Annotated in this window: 16 protein-coding genes and 1 pseudogene; 6 read left to right on the top strand and 11 right to left on the bottom strand. The window is 70.1% G+C overall.

The annotated features are described in order from the left end of the window. Positions 1–107 precede the first annotated feature (107 nt). From ABH933_RS02735 to ABH933_RS02720, 4 genes are all read left to right on the top strand, one after another. Positions 108–1274 (top strand): polyprenyl synthetase family protein, encoded by a 1167-nt coding sequence (locus tag ABH933_RS02735; protein ID WP_429414760.1) that lies wholly within the window; start codon positions 108–110, stop codon positions 1272–1274. A 21-nt stretch (positions 1275–1295) separates the two neighbouring features. Then, on the top strand, positions 1296–2822 hold the full coding sequence (crtI, locus tag ABH933_RS02730; RefSeq protein ID WP_429415732.1) for a phytoene desaturase family protein: 1527 nt from the start codon (positions 1296–1298) through the stop codon (positions 2820–2822). A gap of 129 nt (positions 2823–2951) precedes the next feature. Then, the gene (locus ABH933_RS02725; RefSeq protein WP_429414757.1) at positions 2952–4577 is read left to right on the top strand and encodes an alpha-(1->6)-mannopyranosyltransferase A; all 1626 of its coding nucleotides are present in this window, start codon (positions 2952–2954) and stop codon (positions 4575–4577) included. A 44-nt stretch (positions 4578–4621) separates the two neighbouring features. Beyond that, positions 4622–5548, top strand: coding sequence for a phytoene/squalene synthase family protein (locus ABH933_RS02720; protein ID WP_429415729.1), 927 nt, complete (start codon positions 4622–4624; stop codon positions 5546–5548). Positions 5549–5597: 49 nt separating this feature from the next. Here ABH933_RS02720 and ABH933_RS02715 read toward each other — a convergent pair whose 3' ends face one another. Next, a complete protein-coding gene (locus tag ABH933_RS02715) occupies positions 5598–5966 on the bottom strand; it encodes an Rv2175c family DNA-binding protein (RefSeq protein ID WP_429414754.1) in 369 nt (122 codons plus the stop codon). A gap of 184 nt (positions 5967–6150) precedes the next feature. Here ABH933_RS02715 and pknB point away from each other — a divergent pair, with 184 nt between their 5' ends. Further along, positions 6151–8082 carry a Stk1 family PASTA domain-containing Ser/Thr kinase gene (pknB, locus tag ABH933_RS02710; protein WP_429415726.1) on the top strand — a complete coding sequence of 644 codons (1932 nt, stop codon included), beginning with the start codon at positions 6151–6153 and terminating at the stop codon, positions 8080–8082. Here pknB and ABH933_RS02705 read toward each other — a convergent pair. From ABH933_RS02705 to ABH933_RS02695, 3 genes are all read right to left on the bottom strand, one after another. After that, positions 8057–8629: a hypothetical protein gene (locus ABH933_RS02705; protein WP_429414751.1), complete on the bottom strand. Its 573-nt coding sequence runs from the start codon at positions 8627–8629 to the stop codon at positions 8057–8059. The genes pknB and ABH933_RS02705 overlap by 26 nt on opposite strands. 368 nt (positions 8630–8997) lie before the next feature. Next, positions 8998–9324: a hypothetical protein gene (locus ABH933_RS02700; RefSeq protein ID WP_215919062.1), complete on the bottom strand. Its 327-nt coding sequence runs from the start codon at positions 9322–9324 to the stop codon at positions 8998–9000. Between the two features lie 13 nt (positions 9325–9337). Then, the gene (locus ABH933_RS02695) at positions 9338–10723 is read right to left on the bottom strand and encodes a class II 3-deoxy-7-phosphoheptulonate synthase (RefSeq protein ID WP_429414748.1); all 1386 of its coding nucleotides are present in this window, start codon (positions 10721–10723) and stop codon (positions 9338–9340) included. Between the two features lie 162 nt (positions 10724–10885). On the opposite strand from ABH933_RS02695, the gene ABH933_RS02690 reads away from it, so the two are divergent. Further along, positions 10886–11383: a polyadenylate-specific 3'-exoribonuclease AS gene (locus ABH933_RS02690; RefSeq protein WP_215919611.1), complete on the top strand. Its 498-nt coding sequence runs from the start codon at positions 10886–10888 to the stop codon at positions 11381–11383. A 4-nt stretch (positions 11384–11387) separates the two neighbouring features. On the opposite strand, the gene ABH933_RS02685 is transcribed toward ABH933_RS02690, so the two are convergent. The 7 genes and pseudogenes from ABH933_RS02685 to ABH933_RS02655 form a co-directional block, all read right to left on the bottom strand. Next, entirely contained in the window at positions 11388–12008 is a 621-nt protein-coding gene (locus ABH933_RS02685; RefSeq protein WP_429414746.1) for an MBL fold metallo-hydrolase, read from the bottom strand. Between the two features lie 89 nt (positions 12009–12097). Then, a complete protein-coding gene (locus ABH933_RS02680) occupies positions 12098–12823 on the bottom strand; it encodes a lysophospholipid acyltransferase family protein (protein WP_429414744.1) in 726 nt (241 codons plus the stop codon). Between the two features lie 436 nt (positions 12824–13259). Next, positions 13260–14234, bottom strand: a pseudogene (locus ABH933_RS02675) (ROK family protein); the annotation flags it as partial. Further along, positions 14231–14758, bottom strand: coding sequence for a hypothetical protein (locus ABH933_RS02670; RefSeq protein WP_429414742.1), 528 nt, complete (start codon positions 14756–14758; stop codon positions 14231–14233). The pseudogene ABH933_RS02675 and the gene ABH933_RS02670, both read right to left, overlap by 4 nt. Further along, positions 14755–16053, bottom strand: coding sequence for an ArsA family ATPase (locus tag ABH933_RS02665; RefSeq protein ID WP_429415722.1), 1299 nt, complete (start codon positions 16051–16053; stop codon positions 14755–14757). The genes ABH933_RS02670 and ABH933_RS02665 overlap by 4 nt, the downstream gene beginning before the upstream one ends. Positions 16054–16097: 44 nt before the next feature. Continuing rightward, positions 16098–16535: an SRPBCC family protein gene (locus ABH933_RS02660; protein WP_429414739.1), complete on the bottom strand. Its 438-nt coding sequence runs from the start codon at positions 16533–16535 to the stop codon at positions 16098–16100. Positions 16536–16581: 46 nt separating this feature from the next. Then, a complete protein-coding gene (locus tag ABH933_RS02655; RefSeq protein ID WP_429414736.1) occupies positions 16582–16992 on the bottom strand; it encodes a polyketide cyclase / dehydrase and lipid transport in 411 nt (136 codons plus the stop codon). Between the last annotated feature and the right edge of the window lie 58 nt (positions 16993–17050).

Below are 17050 nucleotides of genomic sequence, written 5' to 3'. Positions count from 1 at the left end.
GCGTGCGGGGCCGAGGGACCAGGCGCGGCGACGGCGACACGCCCGCAAGACGCCCTCGACCGACGCAGTATCGTTCCCATCCAGGGACGCCCGCGCGTCCGAACCATATGCGTCAGCGTTTTCCAGCGGTGCTGTCGCGGCCATTCACCTGGGAGGTTTCGTTGCCCGCCGGAGCAGATACCTCGACCCGCCCGACCCCCGCGGACACAACCTGGCTGGTCGGCGCCGTCGAGGAGGCGTTGAGACGGTTCTTCGCCACACGCCGAGAGACCGTCGGCAGCATGGGGCCCGTGGTGATCGAGGCGATCGAGGCGCTGCAGAACTTCGTGCTGCGCGGCGGCAAACGCACCCGCCCGGCGTTCGCCTGGACCGGCTGGCTCGGCGCGGGCGGCGATCAGGACGGACCGCACGCCCCGGCCGTGCTGCGCGCCTGCGCCGCCCTGGAGCTGGTGCAGGCGTGTGCCCTGATCCACGACGACATCATCGACTCCTCCCGCACCCGGCGCGGCTTTCCGACCGTGCACGTGGCCTTCGAGGATCAGCATCGCTCCCGCGAATGGCGCGGCGACGCAGGGCATTTCGGCGCCAGCGTCGGCATTCTGATCGGCGATATGGCGCTGGCGTGGGCCGATGACATGGTCGCCGGCGCGCGGCTGGATCCCGCGGCGCGCGCCCGCTTCACGCCGGTGTGGGCCGCCATGCGCACCGAGGTGCTCGGCGGGCAGCTGCTGGACATCCACGGCGAGGCCGAAGCGGACGATTCGGTGGAATCGGCGATGCGGATCAACCGGTACAAGACCGCCGCGTACACCATCGAACGGCCGCTGCACCTGGGCGCGGCCCTGGCCGACGCCGATCCGGCGCTGATCACCGCCTACCGCGAATTCGGTACCGATATCGGCCTGGCCTTCCAGCTGCGCGACGACCTGCTCGGCGTCTTCGGCGATCCCGCCGTGACCGGTAAGCCGTCGGGGGACGACCTGCGCGAGGGCAAGCGCACCGTGCTCATCGCGGAGGCGCTGCGCCGCGCCGACGCCGTCGATCCGGCCGCGGCCACACTGATCCGGACCCGGATCGGCACCGACCTGAGCCCGGACGACGTCACCCGGCTCCGCGAGGTGATCACAGGCCTGGGCGCGGTCGACGACGTCGAGCGCCGCATCGCCGACCTCACCGACCGCGGCCTCGCGGCCCTGGCGGCCTGCTCGGCGACGCCCGGCGCGAAGGCACGTCTCGAGGCGATGGCCGTGGCAGCGACCAAGCGCGTCTCGTAAGGTCGCGCGCGGCACATGACGATGAAGACCGTCTCCGGCGCGACCGAACGCGTCGTCGTGGTCGGCGCGGGCCTGGCCGGGCTGTCGGCCGCGCTCTACCTGACCGGCGCCGGACACTCGGTCACCGTGCTCGAACGTGCGGACCATCCCGGCGGGCGAGTCGGGGTGTATCGCGGTCCGGACTACGAGATCGATTCCGGAGCAACGGTTCTCACGCTGCCCGAGCTGATCGGCGAGGCGCTGGCCGCTGTCGGAACCGACGCCGAATCCTGCGGCCTGCGCATTCATCCGCTGACACCCGCCTACCGGGCGCGCTTCGCCGATGGCACGACGATCGCGGTCCACTCGGATCCGGACGAGATGGCGGCCGAGGTCGCCCGCGCGTGCGGGCCGGACGAGGTCCCGCGCTACCGGCGGCTGCGCGACTGGCTGGGGCGGATCTACGGCGCGGCCTACGGGCCGTTCATGGACACGAACTTCGACTCCCCGCTGGATATGGTCACCGACCCAGGCAAACGGGCGGCCCTGACCGAACTCGTGCGGCTCGGTGCGTTCGGCCGGCTCGGGCCGCGCGTGCGACGGACCCTGCACGACGAGCGTCTCGCCCGGCTGTTCACCTTCCAGGCGCTGTACGCGGGCATGGCGCCCGCGCAGGCGCTGGGCGTGTACGGCGCGATCCCGAACATGGACACCTGCCTGGGCGTGTACTTCCCCGAGGGGGGCATGCGCGCGGTCACGGCGGCGCTGGCGCGGGCGTTCACCGCGGCCGGCGGGACGTTGGAATTGAACACCGAGGCAACGGGTATCGATTACCGCGACGGTCGTGCGCTCCGGGTGAACACCGCCTCGGGAACCTACGAGTGCGACGCCGTCGTCCTCACCGCCGACCTGGGCTCCCTGCGCCGGTTCGGGATCGCGCGGCGGCGCCCGCTGCGCGCCTCCCCCTCCGCGGTCGTCGCGCACGGCACCATCCCGGCCGAGATCGCCGCGGGCTGGCCGGTGCAGGCCCACCACACCATCGACTTCGGACGCGCCTGGGATCGCACGTTCACCGAGATCGCCGCCCGGCCCGGCCGGGGACGGCTGATGAGCGACCCCTCGCTGCTGCTGACCCGGCCCGCACTGTCGGATCCGGGTTTGTTCATCGACCGCGGGACCCGCCACGAGCCGCTGTCGCTGCTGGCCCCGTGCCCCAATCTAACTGCGGCGCCACTGGATTGGCCCCGGCTGGGCCCGCCCTACCTGCGCGAGCTGCTGGCGGTCCTGGAGGGCCGCGGCTATCGCGGCATCGCCGAGCACTTCACCGCCGACCACCTGGACACGCCGCGGACCTGGGCGGATCGGGGCATGATCGCGGGCACGCCCTTCTCCGCGGCGCATCTGTTCCGTCAGACCGGACCGTTCCGGACCCGCAATCTGCCGCGCGCCGCGGGCAACGTGGTGCTGGCCGGATGCGGCACCACCCCGGGCGTCGGCGTGCCGACCGCACTGCTGTCGGGAAAGCTGGCCGCCCAGCGGATCACGGGTTCGCGCGGCCGATCCGCGTGATGTATGCCATCCCGGCAACCAATCGACACGAACCGGCGCGCTAGTGTTCCTTCCGGACTATTAAACTGGCCCGCGACCTATTGACCGCGGTCTCGACCGCACCGGAATTGCTGGGGGGAACGACTACCTATGCCGACCCCCGAACCGTTGACCGCCACCGTGATACCCACGGCAACCACCGAGGCCCCGCAGACCGCGGCCACGGTGATGCCGCACACCCCGCGGTGGTGGCTGCGCTTCTCGGCCGATTTCTTCCGTAGCCCCGAGGGCAAGGCCGCGCTGCTCGGCTTCTGGGGTTCGCTGCTGATCACCGTCGGTGGTCTCGGCGCGGGCGCCACCCGCCGCAACGATCCACTGCTCGAGTCCGCGCACCTCTCGTGGCTGCGCTTCGGGCACGGGTACGCGCTGGCGACGATGGTCGTCTGGCTGGGCGTGCTGGCGATGATCATCGCCTGGGTCCGGTTGGGCCGCATCACGATCGGGCGCGACGCCGCCTACAGCGACGTGACGCTCAACGAGCTGCGCGCGATCGTCGGCATCTGGATCCTGCCGCTGCTGTTCGCGGTCCCGATGTTCAGCCAGGACGTCTACTCCTACCTGGCGCAGGGCGCGCTGCTGCGCGACGGCTTCGACCCCTACAAGGTGGGGCCGGTCGCCAACCCGGGCGTGCTGCTGGACAACGTGAGCCCGGTCTGGACCACCACCACCGCCCCCTACGGCCCCATCTTCCTGCTGCTGGGCAAGTGGATCACCACCGTCACCGGCAGCAACGTGGTGGCGGGCACCTGGGTCATGCGCTGGGTGATGCTGCCCGGTCTGGCGCTGATGATGTGGGCGGTCCCGCACCTGACCAAGCATCTCGGCGGTAAGCCGACGGTCGCCCTGTGGCTGGCGGTGCTCAATCCCCTGGTGCTCATCCACCTGATCGGCGGCGCGCACAACGAGATGCTGATGGTCGGGCTGATGGCCGCGGGGATCGCGCTGGTCCTCGAGCACCATCACACGTGGGGCTTCGTGGTGCTCGCGGTCGCCGTCGCGATCAAGGCCACCGCCGGTGTCGCGCTGCCCTTCCTGGTGTGGATCTGGATGATTCACGAGCGAGAACGCCGCGCGGCCCTGAACGAGGGGCCGCTGCCGCACCCTATGTGGACCTTCGCCAAGATCGGCGGGCTGGGCATCTCGATATTCGCGGTGGTCTTCGCGGCCGCCTCGGCCGTCGCGGGCGTCGGTATCGGCTGGCTGACCGCGCTGTCCGGATCGAAGAAGATCATCAACTGGCTCTCGCTGCCGACGATCATGGCGCACATGGTCACCTGGTTCACGCCGTGGCAGCTGGAATCGGTGCTGTACTGGACCCGGAGCATCTGTGCCGTCGCGCTGGTGGTGGTCCTGCTGTGGACGTGGTGGCGCTTCAAGCTCAGCGAGAAGGATGCGGTGATGGGCATCCTGATCGCGTTCATCGCGATCGTCATCCTGTCCCCCGCCGCGCTGCCCTGGTACTACTCGTGGCCGCTTGCTCTGGCCGCCGGATTCGCGATGTCCACCGGGACGCTGATGGTGCTGGTGGGCCTGTGTACCTGGCTGATGCTGGTCTTCGAGCCCGGTGGAGCCATCGGGATGTACAACTTCTGGCATGTCGCGGCGGCCACCTTCGTCGCGGTGGTGGCGGCGCTGTCGCTGCGCACGGTCGATCCGCTGCGGCTGCGCGGCGACACCGGCCGGACGACCGCCGACGCCGGCCCGCCTGCGCGATGACCACCGTCGCCGGCGACGGCGTCCGGGATTCGGCGGATTTCAGCATGACTATCGCCAACGCCACGAGCGGGGAGCTGTCGTCGGCGTATCGGCGGTGCCGGGCGATCGCCGCCGAGCACGGGCGCACCTACTTCCTGGCCACGCGGCTGCTACCGCCCGAGCAGCACCCGGCCGTGCATGCGCTCTATGCGTTCGCCAGGACCGTCGACGACATCGTCGATCACGGCGCATCCGAGGGCGACTCCGACGCGGCGCACCGCCTGGATCGGATCGAGCGGCGCCTGCGCGAACGACTGGACGGCGGTCCCGCCGATCCGGACGATCCCGTCCTGGCGGCGGTCGCGGACACCATCATCCGATATCGCATTGCGCCGCAGCACTTCTGGGTCTTCCTCGATGCCATGCGGATGGACGTCCCCGGAACCGCGCTGTTCCGCGCCCGCTACCGCACGATGGCAGAACTGCGCGAGTACATGCGCGGCTCGGCGGCCGCGATCGGGTTGCAGCTGCTGCCGGTGCTGGGCACGGTGGTCCCGGTGCCCGAGGCCGAACCGGCGGCGGCCGCCCTCGGCGAGGCGTTCCAGCTGACCAATTTCCTGCGCGACGTCGGCGAGGATCTGGATCGCGGGCGGATCTACCTCCCGACGACCGAGCTGGCGGCCTTCGGCGTCGAGGAGGAGCTGCTGCGGCACTGCCGCGATTCCGGCCGCGTCGAGCCGCGGCTGCGTCGCGCCCTGGCGCACCTGATCGCCGTCAACCGCGACCTCTATCGCACCGCCGAACCGGGCATCGGCCTGCTACGACCGAGGGTGCGTCCGGCGATCCGGACCGCCGCGGTGCTGTACGCGGGCATCCTGGACGAGGTGGAGCGGCAGGACTACGAGATCTTTGCCCGGCGCGCGGTGGTCCCGCGGCGACGCAGACTCCGCGTCGCGGCAACGGAATTCACGCTGCGCCGCGGCCGCGCGTGACCCCCGCACCCGCGTCGACCGGACGCGGGTGCGAAGGGGCGGGCAATCCTCAGAACGGATCGGCGGCGGCGCGGCGCAGCACCTCACGGGCGAGCGGGCCGTGCAGGGCATCGATCGGACGCCCGGGCAACGACTCGTCGTCGAGGTAGATCCACTGCAGGATCTCCTCGTTGCTGTATTTCGCGTCGCGCATCACAGTGATCAGGCCGGGCAGATGCTTGGTGATCTCGCCGTCGGAGTCGAAGAAATCCTTGGGGATTCCGGCGATGCCCTCGCGGCGGATCGCGATGATCTGATGATCTCGCAGCATCTGATGTACCCGGGTCACGGCCATCCCCAGCTGGTCCGCCACATCGGGCAGCGGGAGCAGGGTGACGGACTCCGGCAGGATGTCGTCGCTGCATGGAAATGCACTCACAACGAACACGGTAGTCGGTTTGCCGGAGCACGTCGTGAGACACCCACCGCGATTCCGCCTATACGATCGGGGGTGGCCGCCACCGGGGCGGCACTCGCTCGTCGCCGAGATCGTGCCGCGGATCGGCGCCATACCTAGAGGTGAGAGCTTTGTGAAAGTCGGAGGACAGCAGTTGATCGGCCAGATGCTGGACGGGCGCTACCGCATCGACGCACCGATCGCGCGCGGCGGCATGTCGATGGTGTTCCGGGGCGTGGACACCCGCCTGGACCGGCCCGTCGCGATCAAGGTGATGGATCAGAATTTCGCCGGCGACCCACAATTCCTGACCCGCTTCGAATTCGAGGCGCGGGCGGTGGCCAAGCTCAAGCACCCGTCCCTGGTGGCGGTGTACGACCAGGGCATCGACGGCGATCACCCGTTCCTGATCATGGAGCTGGTGGAGGGCGGCACGCTGCGCGAGCTGCTGCGCGAACGCGGCCCGATGCCCCCGCACGCGGTGGCCGCGGTCGCCGAGCCGGTGCTGGCCGCCATCGGGGTGGCGCATCACGCCGGGCTGGTGCACCGCGACATCAAGCCCGAGAATGTGCTGATCTCCGATGCCGGCGAGGTGAAGATCGCCGATTTCGGCCTGGTGCGCGCCGTGGCCGCCTCGAACATGACCTCGGCGAGCGTGATTCTGGGCACCGCCGCCTATCTCTCGCCCGAGCAGGTCACCAACGGCACCACCGACGCCCGCAGCGACGTCTACTCGTTCGGCGTACTGATCTTCGAATTGCTCACCGGCCGAGTGCCGTTCACCGGTGACACCTCGTTGTCGATCGCGTATCAGCGCGTCGAGAAGGACGTTCCGAGCCCGAGCGAATTCATCGAGGGCGTGCCGCCGGAATTCGACGACCTGGTCGCCCGGGCCACCGCCCGCGACCCCGCGCACCGCTTCGCCGATGCCGCCGAGATGGCCGGCGAGCTGCGGCGCATCGTCCGGGAGCTGGGCCTGCCCAGCTACCGGGTGCCCGCGCCCAAGGAGTCGGCCGAGCACGTCTCGGCGCGCTACCGGGCCGTGCCGCCCCCACCGCCGCCGGCTCGTACGGAAATGACCACGCGCCTCGCGCCCGACCAGCCCGCCTCGCCGCACACCCGGGTGCTCAGCGACACCCGCATGCACGCCCAGCCCACCGGATATGCCCGGCCGGCCGAGCCGGAGCCCTACTATCCCGAATACGCCGACAACCGCGGCCGATCCCGGCGGCTCGTGCTGATCTGGGCGGCGATCGTGGTGACGCTTGCCCTGCTGCTGGGCATCGGCGGCTGGTATCTGGCGGTGGAGCGTTATTCGCCGGTCCCTGCGATCGCGGGGATGGACACCACCACCGCGACCGCCGAGCTGCGCAAGGACGGGTTCTCCACCACGGTCCGCGACAAGGCCTCGGACACCGTTCCGATCGGCGGCGTCGTCGGCACCGATCCGTCCGCCGGGACCCGGGTGCTGAAGGGGTCGATGGTGGCGGTGCTGGTGTCGACCGGGCAGCCCAGGGTGCCGCAGTTCCGGTCGGGTCAGGACGTGAGCACCGTCGACCAGGCCATCCGCGATCAGGGACTGATTCCGGTCGACAGCGGCGAGATCGCCAGCACCGCACCCCAGGGCAGTGTGGCGCAGCTGAGTCCGGCACCGGGCACGGTGGTGCCCGGTGGCACCGACGTGAAGGTGTTCCGCAGCAAGGGATCCGTGCAGGTCACCATGCCCGATCTGAGCGGTCAGAGCACCGACGACGCCAAGGCGGCGCTGCAGCGCGCGGGAATCACCGTGCAGGACACCAGAACTCATTTCGACCCTCATTACAAGGCCGACCAGGTCGTGGGGACCGATCCGCCGGCGGGCACCTCGGTGCTGTCGGGTAGCTCGGTCACGCTGTATGTCTCGAATGCGGTTCAGGTGCCCGACGAGATCGGCAAGAGCGCGGCCACCGCGCGCGCCGAACTGGAGGGCCAGGGCTTCAAGGTCGTGGTGAACCGGGTGTTCAGCACCGATCAGGGCACGGTCCGCGTGCAGTCGCCGACCGGCGGTGCGAACGTCGAACCGGGCAGCACGATCACGCTGACCATCCTTCCCTTCTGACCGGCCGCGCGGCCCGCGCGGGCGCCGGGATTCCCACGCTCGCCTCGCCCAGCAGATCGGCCCCGGCGACACCCAGCCGGGTCGCGGCAAGGTCGATCGCCTCCCGCAACACCGCCTCCGCACTGACCCCGACAACCTGGGATTGCTCGCGCCGGCCGGTGCCGCGGATGACGCGAATCCGGCAACGCCACGCCTCCCCTGCCCGGTCCGCCTCCGGGCGCTCGATCGCCACCGAGACCGGGATCCCGTCGACGACCGTCTCGTAGGTAGCCAGGGCGGCCGCAGCGAGCAGGGCCGGGCGGCGCGCGCCGCCACCGAGCCGATCACCACCGGCAGCGCGCCGGGCGGCGCGGTCCTGCACCGCGGGCCGATCGGCGACCGGCCGGGCGGCGGCCTCGGATCGATGCACGCCCACGGGATCGACGAGTATGGGGCTCACAGCTATGGCATTGGCGATGACATCCGAGCCCGCGGCGTACCGGTCCGAATCCGTGGACGGCACATACATTCCCTCGAGCAACTCATCTGCTACCGATATAACCTTCATCAGGTCCTCCCGCGAAGTTTCCCGCATGCGGTTCGTAGAACTGAAGCACGAACACTGGAAACCTAACCCAGCAATTCGACCTCAGCAACAGTTTGGCAAACTTTCTCTCGATGTGATCCTACCCACATCACTAATCCCGGATCGAAAGTTGCCCCGGCACAACGGATTTCAACGGGAGACTGCCCTCACCGAGCTATCGTGAATGGCAGTAGTCGGCGAACTCATTGTCTCTACAACTCGACGGCGCCCATCCACCGATCAGGCGGAGTCGGCCGGAATCCACTGCCACACAGTAGATCCCCATCACGCACACGCCAGAATAGACAAGAATTGCCGCGAGTATGCCCGATTCGATCGATCGGCCCGATTCAGGCCACGGCGAGCAGTGGTGCGCCGGTCTCCGGGTCGTTGATCGCCACGACCGCATCGGTGGTGAACACATCCACCGGCGCCCCGCCGATGCTGGGGCTGATATTCGTGGTGACCTGCGCCGAGACCGCCGCGGGATCGAACCCCCAGGAGATGTTGAAGATCAGCAGGCGGCTGCCGTCGCGCAGCACCACCTCCGACGGGATGCCGTCGCGATCGCGGTCGCGCAGCAGCCGCAGAATGGTCCGGTCGGCGGGGTCCACCCGCAACATCCCGGCACCGCGGAAGACGAGGTTCACCGCCAGCCCCTCATCCTCGAAATCCATAGCGTCGGCAAGCCTAGCGCAGCATCTCGGCGACGAGGAAGGCCAGCTCCAGCGACTGCTGGGTGTTCAGGCGCGGATCGCAGGCCGTCTCGTAGCGGTCCTCGAGATCCAGATCCGAGATGTCCTGGGCACCACCGAGACATTCGGTGACGTTCTCACCGGTCAGCTCGATATGCAGGCCGCCCGGGTGAGTGCCCAGCGCGCGATGCACCTCGAAGAAGCCCTGCACCTCGTCGACGATGCGGTCGAAGTGCCGGGTCTTGTACCCGGTCGAGGACTCGTGGGTGTTGCCGTGCATCGGGTCACACTGCCAGATGACCTGATGGCCGGTGGCCTGTACCTTCTCGATGATGGGGGGCAGCACGTCGCGCACTTTGTGATTGCCCATGCGCGCCACCAGCGTCAACCGGCCCGGCTCGTTGTTCGGATCCAGCCGCTCGACGTACTCCACCGCCTGGTCGGGGGCGGTGGTCGGGCCGATCTTGAGCCCGATCGGGTTGGCCAGCAGTTCGGCGAACGCGATGTGCGCGCCGTCGAGCTGGCGGGTGCGCTCGCCGATCCACAGGAAGTGCGCGGACAGGTCGTACAGCACCGGATCGCCGGAGGTGTTCGTGGCCAGCCGCAGCATGGCCCGCTCGTAGTCGAGCACCAGCGCCTCGTGGCTGGCGTAGATCTTGGCGGCCTGCAGGCTCGGATCCTGCACCCGGCACGCGGTCATGAACCGCAGCCCCCGGTCGATCTCCTCGGCCAGCTGCTCGTAGCGGGCGCCGGCGGGCGACTGGGCGACGAAATCGCGGTTCCAGTCGTGCACCTTGTGCAGGTCGGCCATGCCGGCGCCGGTCAGCGCGCGCACCAGATTCATCGCCGCGCTCGCGTTGGCGTAGGCGCGGACCAGGCGCGACGGATCGTGTCCGCGCAGTGCGGGATCGGCGACGATGGAGTTGACCATGTCGCCGCGATAGGACTTGAGGCCCTTGGCGTCGGTGTCGGCCGAGCGCGGCTTGGCGTACTGCCCCGCGATGCGGCCCACCTTGACCACCGGCAGGCTCGCGCCGTAGGTCAGCACGACCGCCATCTGCAGCAGGGTGCGGATGTTGCCGCGGATGTGCGGCTCGGTGTTGTCGGCGAAGGTCTCGGCGCAGTCGCCGCCCTGCATCAGGAACGCCTCGCCGCGCGCGACCTCGGCCAGCCGGGCGCGCAGCTCATCCACCTCGGCGGGCATGCAAATCGGCGGCACGCTCTCGAGAACCGTGCGCATGTTCGCGGCGATCTCCGGATCCCACGATGGCTGCTGCAGGGCGGGGCGAGCGAGCGCGTCGTCCAGTCGCCGACGCAGCTCCGCGGGCAGCGGAGGCAGCTCCGGCAGGCGATCGATCGGTACGTCGACGGTCCAGTTCACGACATAAGAATAAAGTTCCCGCGGAACGCGCGCGAACCCGGAGGGTGGGGCACCACATCGGCGCGCCGCGAACACGCCGTAACCTCTACCGACGGACGGGCGCACGGCCCGCACCCGCCGGTCGCGATGCCCCGGCGCTGAACCGAGGGGAAACCGATCTCACTGCGCTACTTTTACGATTCGGAATTCATCGAGGACGGCGTGACGATCGACCTCGTCTCGATCGGTGTGGTCTGTGAGGACGGGCGCGAATATTACGCGGTCTCCAGCGAATTCGACCCCGACAAGGCGGGTCCGTGGGTGCGGCGCAATGTGCTGCCGAAGCTGCCCGCGCCCTCCTCACCGCTGTGGCGCACCCGGGCGCAGATCCGCGACGAGCTCTACCGGTTCCTCGTGCCGAGGCCGAGCGTGGAGCCGGAGCTGTGGGCCTGGGTGGGCGCGTACGACCACGTGGCCCTGTGCCAGCTGTGGGGTTCGATGGTCGATCTGCCCAATACGCTCCCCCGCTACACCAACGAGCTGCGCCAGCACTGGGAGATGGCCGGTCGGCCGGCGCTGCCGCCGGTGCCGGCCGATGCCCACGACGCGCTGGCCGATGCGCGGCACAACCTCGCGAAGTACGAGGCCATCGAGGCGCATCGGCGCATGCCGTCGTTGTAGTCCGTTACAGGTCTATGCTCTCGCCCGCGGCCGGCCGGCGGATCTCCTTGCCGGCCCGGTCGGCCTCGAGGGCCAGGAACTGGTCGACCACCTGCAATCCCCAGTCGTTCAGCAGGCCGTCGTGAATACCGAAGGTGCGCTGCGGATCCACCCGGCGCAGGTATTCGAGCATCGCGGGCACCGTCAGCCAGGGCGCGTCGACCGGCAGCAGCAGGGTCGGCACCTCGATCTCGGTGAGCGCGTCACCGGGGTGAAAGAGTTCGCCGTCGACCAGGAACCCGATGTTGTCGCACGGCGGGTAATCCGGGTGGGCAACATGGTGCTTCGATCCCGCGACCTCCACGTCGAATCCGGCGACCCGGAACTTGTCGCCGTGGTCGACGACGTGTACCCGGTCACCGAGGTCGGTCAGCTTCCGGGCCACGCCCGCGGTGGTGTAGATCGGCGCCGAAATGTCGTGCAGCCGTTCGGGATCGAAATGATCGAAGTGCTCGTGGCTGATCAGTACCGCGTCGGCACCGGCGACCACCTCCCGGCCGGGAGTCAGCAGCCCCGGGTCGAGGACGATGGAAGCACCGTCCTTGTCCAGCCGCACACATGCGTGACCGATCTTGGTTAGCCTCATACACACAGCGTGCCCAGCGGCCGCGCACCGCGGCAGGGTTGTTCACCGAGAGGCGAATCCCACGGCCGTGCAGACGGAGTGGGGCTCGGTCAGCTCGCGATGGTCTCGGGGACACGGTCGGCGGCGGGGCGGCTGCCCGACGGTACGCCCTTCTTCAGGCTGGAGGCGTAGACATCGACGTACTCGCGCTCGGACATTCGCATCAGGGCGTACATGATCTCGTCGGTGACCGCGCGCTCGACGAAGCGGTTGCCGCCCATGCCCTCGTAGCGGGAGAAGTCGATCGGCTTGCCGAACTTCACGCCCACCTTGCGCAGGCGCCACCGGAACGGCCCGGGCGGGCACACCTCGTCGGTGCCGATGAGCGCCACCGGGATTACTGGAACGCCGGTCTCCAGCGCCAGCCGCGCGACACCCGTCTTGCCCTTGTACAGGCGGCCGTCGGGCGAGCGGGTGCCCTCCGGGTACAGCCCGACCACACGGCCCTCGTTCAGCAGCTTGCGGGCGGTGTTCAGCGCGCTCTCTGCGGCATCGGCTCCGCTGCGGTCGATCGGGTACTGACCCGAACCCGCGAAGAACCACTTCTGCAGCTTGCCCTTGAGGCCGGGGGTGGTGAAGTACTCGGCCTTGGCCAGGTACGTGATGCGCCGCGGGCTCATCAGCGGCGTGAACAGCCAGTCGGTGAACGACAGGTGATTGCCCGCAAGGATGACCGGTCCATCGGCCGGGATGTTCTCCACGCCCTCGGCCGTCGGCCGGTTGAACAGGTGCATGAACGGCCCCGGGAACACGTACTTCAAGAACCAGTAGAACATTGCGTCCTTTCACCTCTACGGGGATGGTGAGCCGGCGAAGCTTGCGGAGCCGGCGGGGTGGGCAAATGCAGTGGAGTAAGCCGACGGAGCGTGCGGAGTTCGTGGGGCGGGTGAACACAGTGCGGTTCCGAGACCGGCGTCGTTGCGGGCACCACGGTCCGCTGCCGACTTTACCGCCGTCGACCAGCTGTGACCAAGCCCGCACGCGCGATTTCACATCATGGGAATATCGCCGTCACCGACGGGCTCCCGCCGCGCCATCCGGGCTGGGGCTGCGCGCCGGCGAGGTGGCCTTGCGGCGCTCGGGTCCGGCGGGCTCCGACCGGCTCTCGCCGGAATCGGACGCCCGCGGGGCGCCGTCCGCGGGTCTCGCGCGCGCCGCACCGCGCCCCCGTTTGGCCCGGCCCGGCGCCGACGCCGCACCGCCGGGGGCATCCTGCTCACCGAGGGCGGCCCGGGCCAGCTCGGCCGCGCCGATCATGCCCGCGCCCTCGCCCAGCTGTGCGGCGCGAATGCGAGCCATCGGCCGATGCCGTCCGCCGGTGATCGCCGCGGCGTAGTGCTCGCGGGCCTCGTCCAGGAACAGCCCCGCCGAGGAGCTCACCCCGCCCGCGATCACGATCAGGTCCGGATCGAAGAGGTCGCTGACGAACGCCAGCCCGAGCCCGAGCCAGCGCGCGAACTCGGCCATCACCAGCTGCGCCACCGGATCGCCGTCCTGCGCGGCCCCCGCCACCCGGCGACCGGTCAGCGAGCCGGGATCCCGGTAGGACTCGCGTGCGAGCACCGTGGAGCGGGCCGGATCGGTGGCCAGCATCTCCAGCGCGGTATCCACCAGAGCCGTTCCGCTGCAGTACCTTTCCCAGCAGCCGCGCTTCCCGCAGGGGCAGGCCCGGCCGTGCGGGACGACCTGCAGGTGCCCCAGTTCCGGTGCCACGCCGAAGCTTCCGCGGTACAGCTGCCCGCCGACCAGCAGCGCCGCGCCGATTCCGGTGCCGATGGCCACCAGTACCCCGTTGTGGGCGCCGGCCGCCGCGCCGAAGCGATACTCCGCCCACATCGCGGCGTTGGCGTCGTGCTCGAGGATCACCGGCAGCCCGAGCCGGTCGGACAGCCGGCGCGCGACGGGCGAGTCCTCCCACGGCAGATGCGGGGCGAATCGCACCGAGGTACGCGTCTCGTCCACGAATCCGGCCACCGCGAGCCCGACCGCGCCGATCGTGTTGCGCGCACACAACTCACGCACGGCGCGCTCGAGCCCGTCCTCGAGCGCCTGTTCCGAATGCGGGGTCGGGGCCTGCACCGTGTCGAGCACCTCGCCCGCGCCGTCGACGACCGACGCGCGAATATTGGTGCCGCCGACGTCGATTCCGACGGTCAGGGGCCGCTCCCGCCCGATGCGCGTGGTCATCGGTTGATCTGCACCGGGATCGAGACGTACCTGGGTTTCGTGCCGCCGGGCGGGGAATCGGGTCCGAGTCTCCCGGAACGCGATTCGGGTCCGGGCGTGGCGCGATCCCCTGCGGTGCCGGACGTCTCGCCGGAGGCCGGGAACTGGGCCGCATCGCCGGGCTCGCCGATCCGCCCCTCGGGCGGGGTGCCGGAATCGGTGGGCATGACGGGGTCGACCGGCACACCGGCCAGCGCCTCGCGCAACACCGTCACGATCGCGGTCCCGTGCCCGGCCAGAGCGGCGACCACGTCGTGGTGCTCCCCGCGCGCCAGTGCCGCCGCCGCGCACACCGGGCACCAGCCGCAGCCACCCCACTCGGCACGTCCTTCGGCCGACGCGCGGCGCAGCATCGGCTCGACCCGCTCGAGTACCGCCTCGGCCAGCAGCCGCAGTTCTTCGGTGAGCTCGCCCAGACCCGACTCGTGCGACGGGTCGTGCCAGTCGTCGGGGCTCCCCTCCGGGCCCGGCCGGTCGTCCGTCATCGCGGCCATACCTCGGGATCGGGACGGAAACGCACGACCAGGCGGCCGCCGTCGAGTTCGGCGCCCTCGACCGCACATCGCCGCAGCACCGGGGCCAGGCGCAGCCTGCGCCGGATTCCGTCCGCTCCCACGATCAAATCGTCCTCCACTCGTCCCAGGCGCAGCGTCGCCGGGTCGACCACGGGTAGTTGCAGTCGCAATGTGTACACCGACCGCAACCCGGTACCCGACTCCAGCTGTACCTGCGCCCCGACGGGCCGCGCGGCCGCGGTGTCCACCTCGTCGCCCAGCATAGGGTCTCCGGCGTCTTCCGCCCGTTTTCCCGGCATGTCCATCACCGCGAGCGGCGCCCCCGGTACCGCCGCGAGCGGCACGAAGGACAGGGCCGCCAACGATTGCAGGCCCACCGGCTCGGGCCCGCTGTGGTGGACGATCCGGACCGGCACCTCCGGTATTCCCGCGCGCAGCGCGGCCACGACGGCGAGCTGTTCGGCGCGGCGCCGCGCATACCACTCGACCGCCGGATGCCGGGTGGAATCCGCGGCGGCGGGCGCCGGTTCCAGCGGCGGCAGCACCTTGTTGACCACCACCTCCTCGAGCCGCAGCCCCAGCAGTGCCGCCGCCGAACGCATCCGCGCCGATTCGGCCGACGCGACCCGCTCGGCGACCGTGATCAGTCGCGCGCCGGTGCGTTCGGGATCGGCGAGCAGGTCGCGCACCCCGGTCACCGCGGTGGCGATGCGCTCCACGGTCGCGGCCAGGACCGCGAGCCGCACGTTCCGGCCGGACGCGCTCAACGCACGCGAGTGCGCCGGCCAGATCCGCTCGAGGTAGCCCAGGAGCGTGTCGGGACCGGTCACGATGCGGAGCATGTCCGCCGAGGGCGGGCAGTCCAGGACGATCACGTCCCAGTCGTCGTCGGCGGCGAATTCGGCGATCTCGGTGAGCATCAAGAGTTCCTGCACGCCGGGCAGCCCGGTCAGCTCGGCCGGGTCCAGCGCCGCGATGTCCACCCCGTGTTCGTGGCCGGCGCCGTCCAGCGTGCGGACCACGTCACGGAAGCGATCCTCCAGCAGCGCAAGGGAATCCAGCTCGATGACATCCAGATCGGGCAGCACCGTGGTGATCCCGGCCACCGTGCCGGGGTCGTGCGGGAACCGGAAGCCGAGCGCATCGCCCAGGGAGTGCGCCTGGTCCAGCGAGGCGAGCAACACCCGCTCCCCCGCATCGCGGTACGACATCGCGGCCGCGCAGGCGAGCGTCGTCTTCCCGACGCCGCCCTTGCCCGCGAACAGCTCCAGCCGGGTCGGCACGCCGGTTCGCCCCGGTCCGCTTCGCCTCAGCCCTCGACCCGCTTCTTGAGTTCCTTCAGGGCCGTATCGGTGATGACCTTCTCGGCCTTGCGCTTGAACATGCCGATCATCGGGATGGTCAGGTCCACGGTGAGTTCGTAGACGACCTGGGTGGTGCCGTCGGACTGCGCGATCAGCTCGTAGCTGCCGTCCTGGGCCTTCTGCAGGTCACCGCTGGACAGCTGCCAGCTCACCGCCTTGCCGTCCGGGCGCCAGGTATAGGACAGCACATAGGTGTCCTTGACGACGCCCGCGTCGAGCACGAACCGCGCGGTGTGCGCGCGGCCGTCGGGAAATTTGTCCAGGATCTCCACCGAACGCGCGGCCGCCACCCATTCCGGGTACGACTCCAGGTCGGCGATGACGGCCATCACCCGATCCGACGGGGCATCGATGATGATCGACCTCTGGGTCCGGTCGGCCATGGCTGAAAGCGATTCCTTTCCGGCGTGCGGTGCGGGAGAACGGGATTCAGGTGGTGACGAGGCGGGAGTGGGCGGGCGGCTCCCCGGCCGCGCGCCCTGCCTCCAGGCGCGCCTTGATCTCGAAGGACATCTTCTTGCCCGCGACGCGGCGGGCCCGATTGGCCGCCAGCAGTTCGCGCATCGCCGCCGGGCCCGCGGTCACGGGCCGCGCCGGCTCGGCATGCAGGAAGTAGTGCAGGATCACCCCGTCCAGCGAGGGCTCGAGCCACACCTCCATGGTGCCGGTCACCGCGCCTCCGACGGTCCACCGGATTCCCTTGTCGGCCCGGTCCTCTCGCACCTCCAGGGTGAGATCGGGCCACCAGCGGCGCCACCGGGCCCGATCGGCCAGCAGCTCGCCGACGGCGGACCCGGGGGCTGCGACAAATGTCTGGTCGGCCACCTGGATGCTACTCATGCAGGTGAGCTTAATGGACGCTGTCGGCGCAGCCGTCCCGAGACCGCGGATGGCCGGA

Origin of the sequence: Nocardia sp. GP40, assembly GCF_050434125.1 — a bacterium.
GTDB lineage: Bacteria > Actinomycetota > Actinomycetes > Mycobacteriales > Mycobacteriaceae > Nocardia > Nocardia albiluteola.
This window is presented reverse-complemented; position numbering and strand designations above follow the sequence as displayed.

Coding starts and splice junctions, on each gene's coding strand:
- ABH933_RS02735 (WP_429414760.1), top strand. CDS start 108: ATGCGTCAGCGTTTTCCAGCGGTGCTGTCGCGGCCATTCACCTGGGAG.
- crtI (WP_429415732.1), top strand. CDS start 1,296: ATGAAGACCGTCTCCGGCGCGACCGAACGCGTCGTCGTGGTCGGCGCG.
- ABH933_RS02725 (WP_429414757.1), top strand. CDS start 2,952: ATGCCGACCCCCGAACCGTTGACCGCCACCGTGATACCCACGGCAACC.
- ABH933_RS02720 (WP_429415729.1), top strand. CDS start 4,622: ATGACTATCGCCAACGCCACGAGCGGGGAGCTGTCGTCGGCGTATCGG.
- pknB (WP_429415726.1), top strand. CDS start 6,151: ATGCTGGACGGGCGCTACCGCATCGACGCACCGATCGCGCGCGGCGGC.
- ABH933_RS02705 (WP_429414751.1), bottom strand. CDS start 8,629: ATGAAGGTTATATCGGTAGCAGATGAGTTGCTCGAGGGAATGTATGTG.
- ABH933_RS02700 (WP_215919062.1), bottom strand. CDS start 9,324: ATGGATTTCGAGGATGAGGGGCTGGCGGTGAACCTCGTCTTCCGCGGT.
- ABH933_RS02685 (WP_429414746.1), bottom strand. CDS start 12,008: ATGAGGCTAACCAAGATCGGTCACGCATGTGTGCGGCTGGACAAGGAC.
- ABH933_RS02680 (WP_429414744.1), bottom strand. CDS start 12,823: ATGTTCTACTGGTTCTTGAAGTACGTGTTCCCGGGGCCGTTCATGCAC.
- ABH933_RS02670 (WP_429414742.1), bottom strand. CDS start 14,758: ATGACGGACGACCGGCCGGGCCCGGAGGGGAGCCCCGACGACTGGCAC.
- ABH933_RS02660 (WP_429414739.1), bottom strand. CDS start 16,535: ATGGCCGACCGGACCCAGAGGTCGATCATCATCGATGCCCCGTCGGAT.
- ABH933_RS02655 (WP_429414736.1), bottom strand. CDS start 16,992: ATGAGTAGCATCCAGGTGGCCGACCAGACATTTGTCGCAGCCCCCGGG.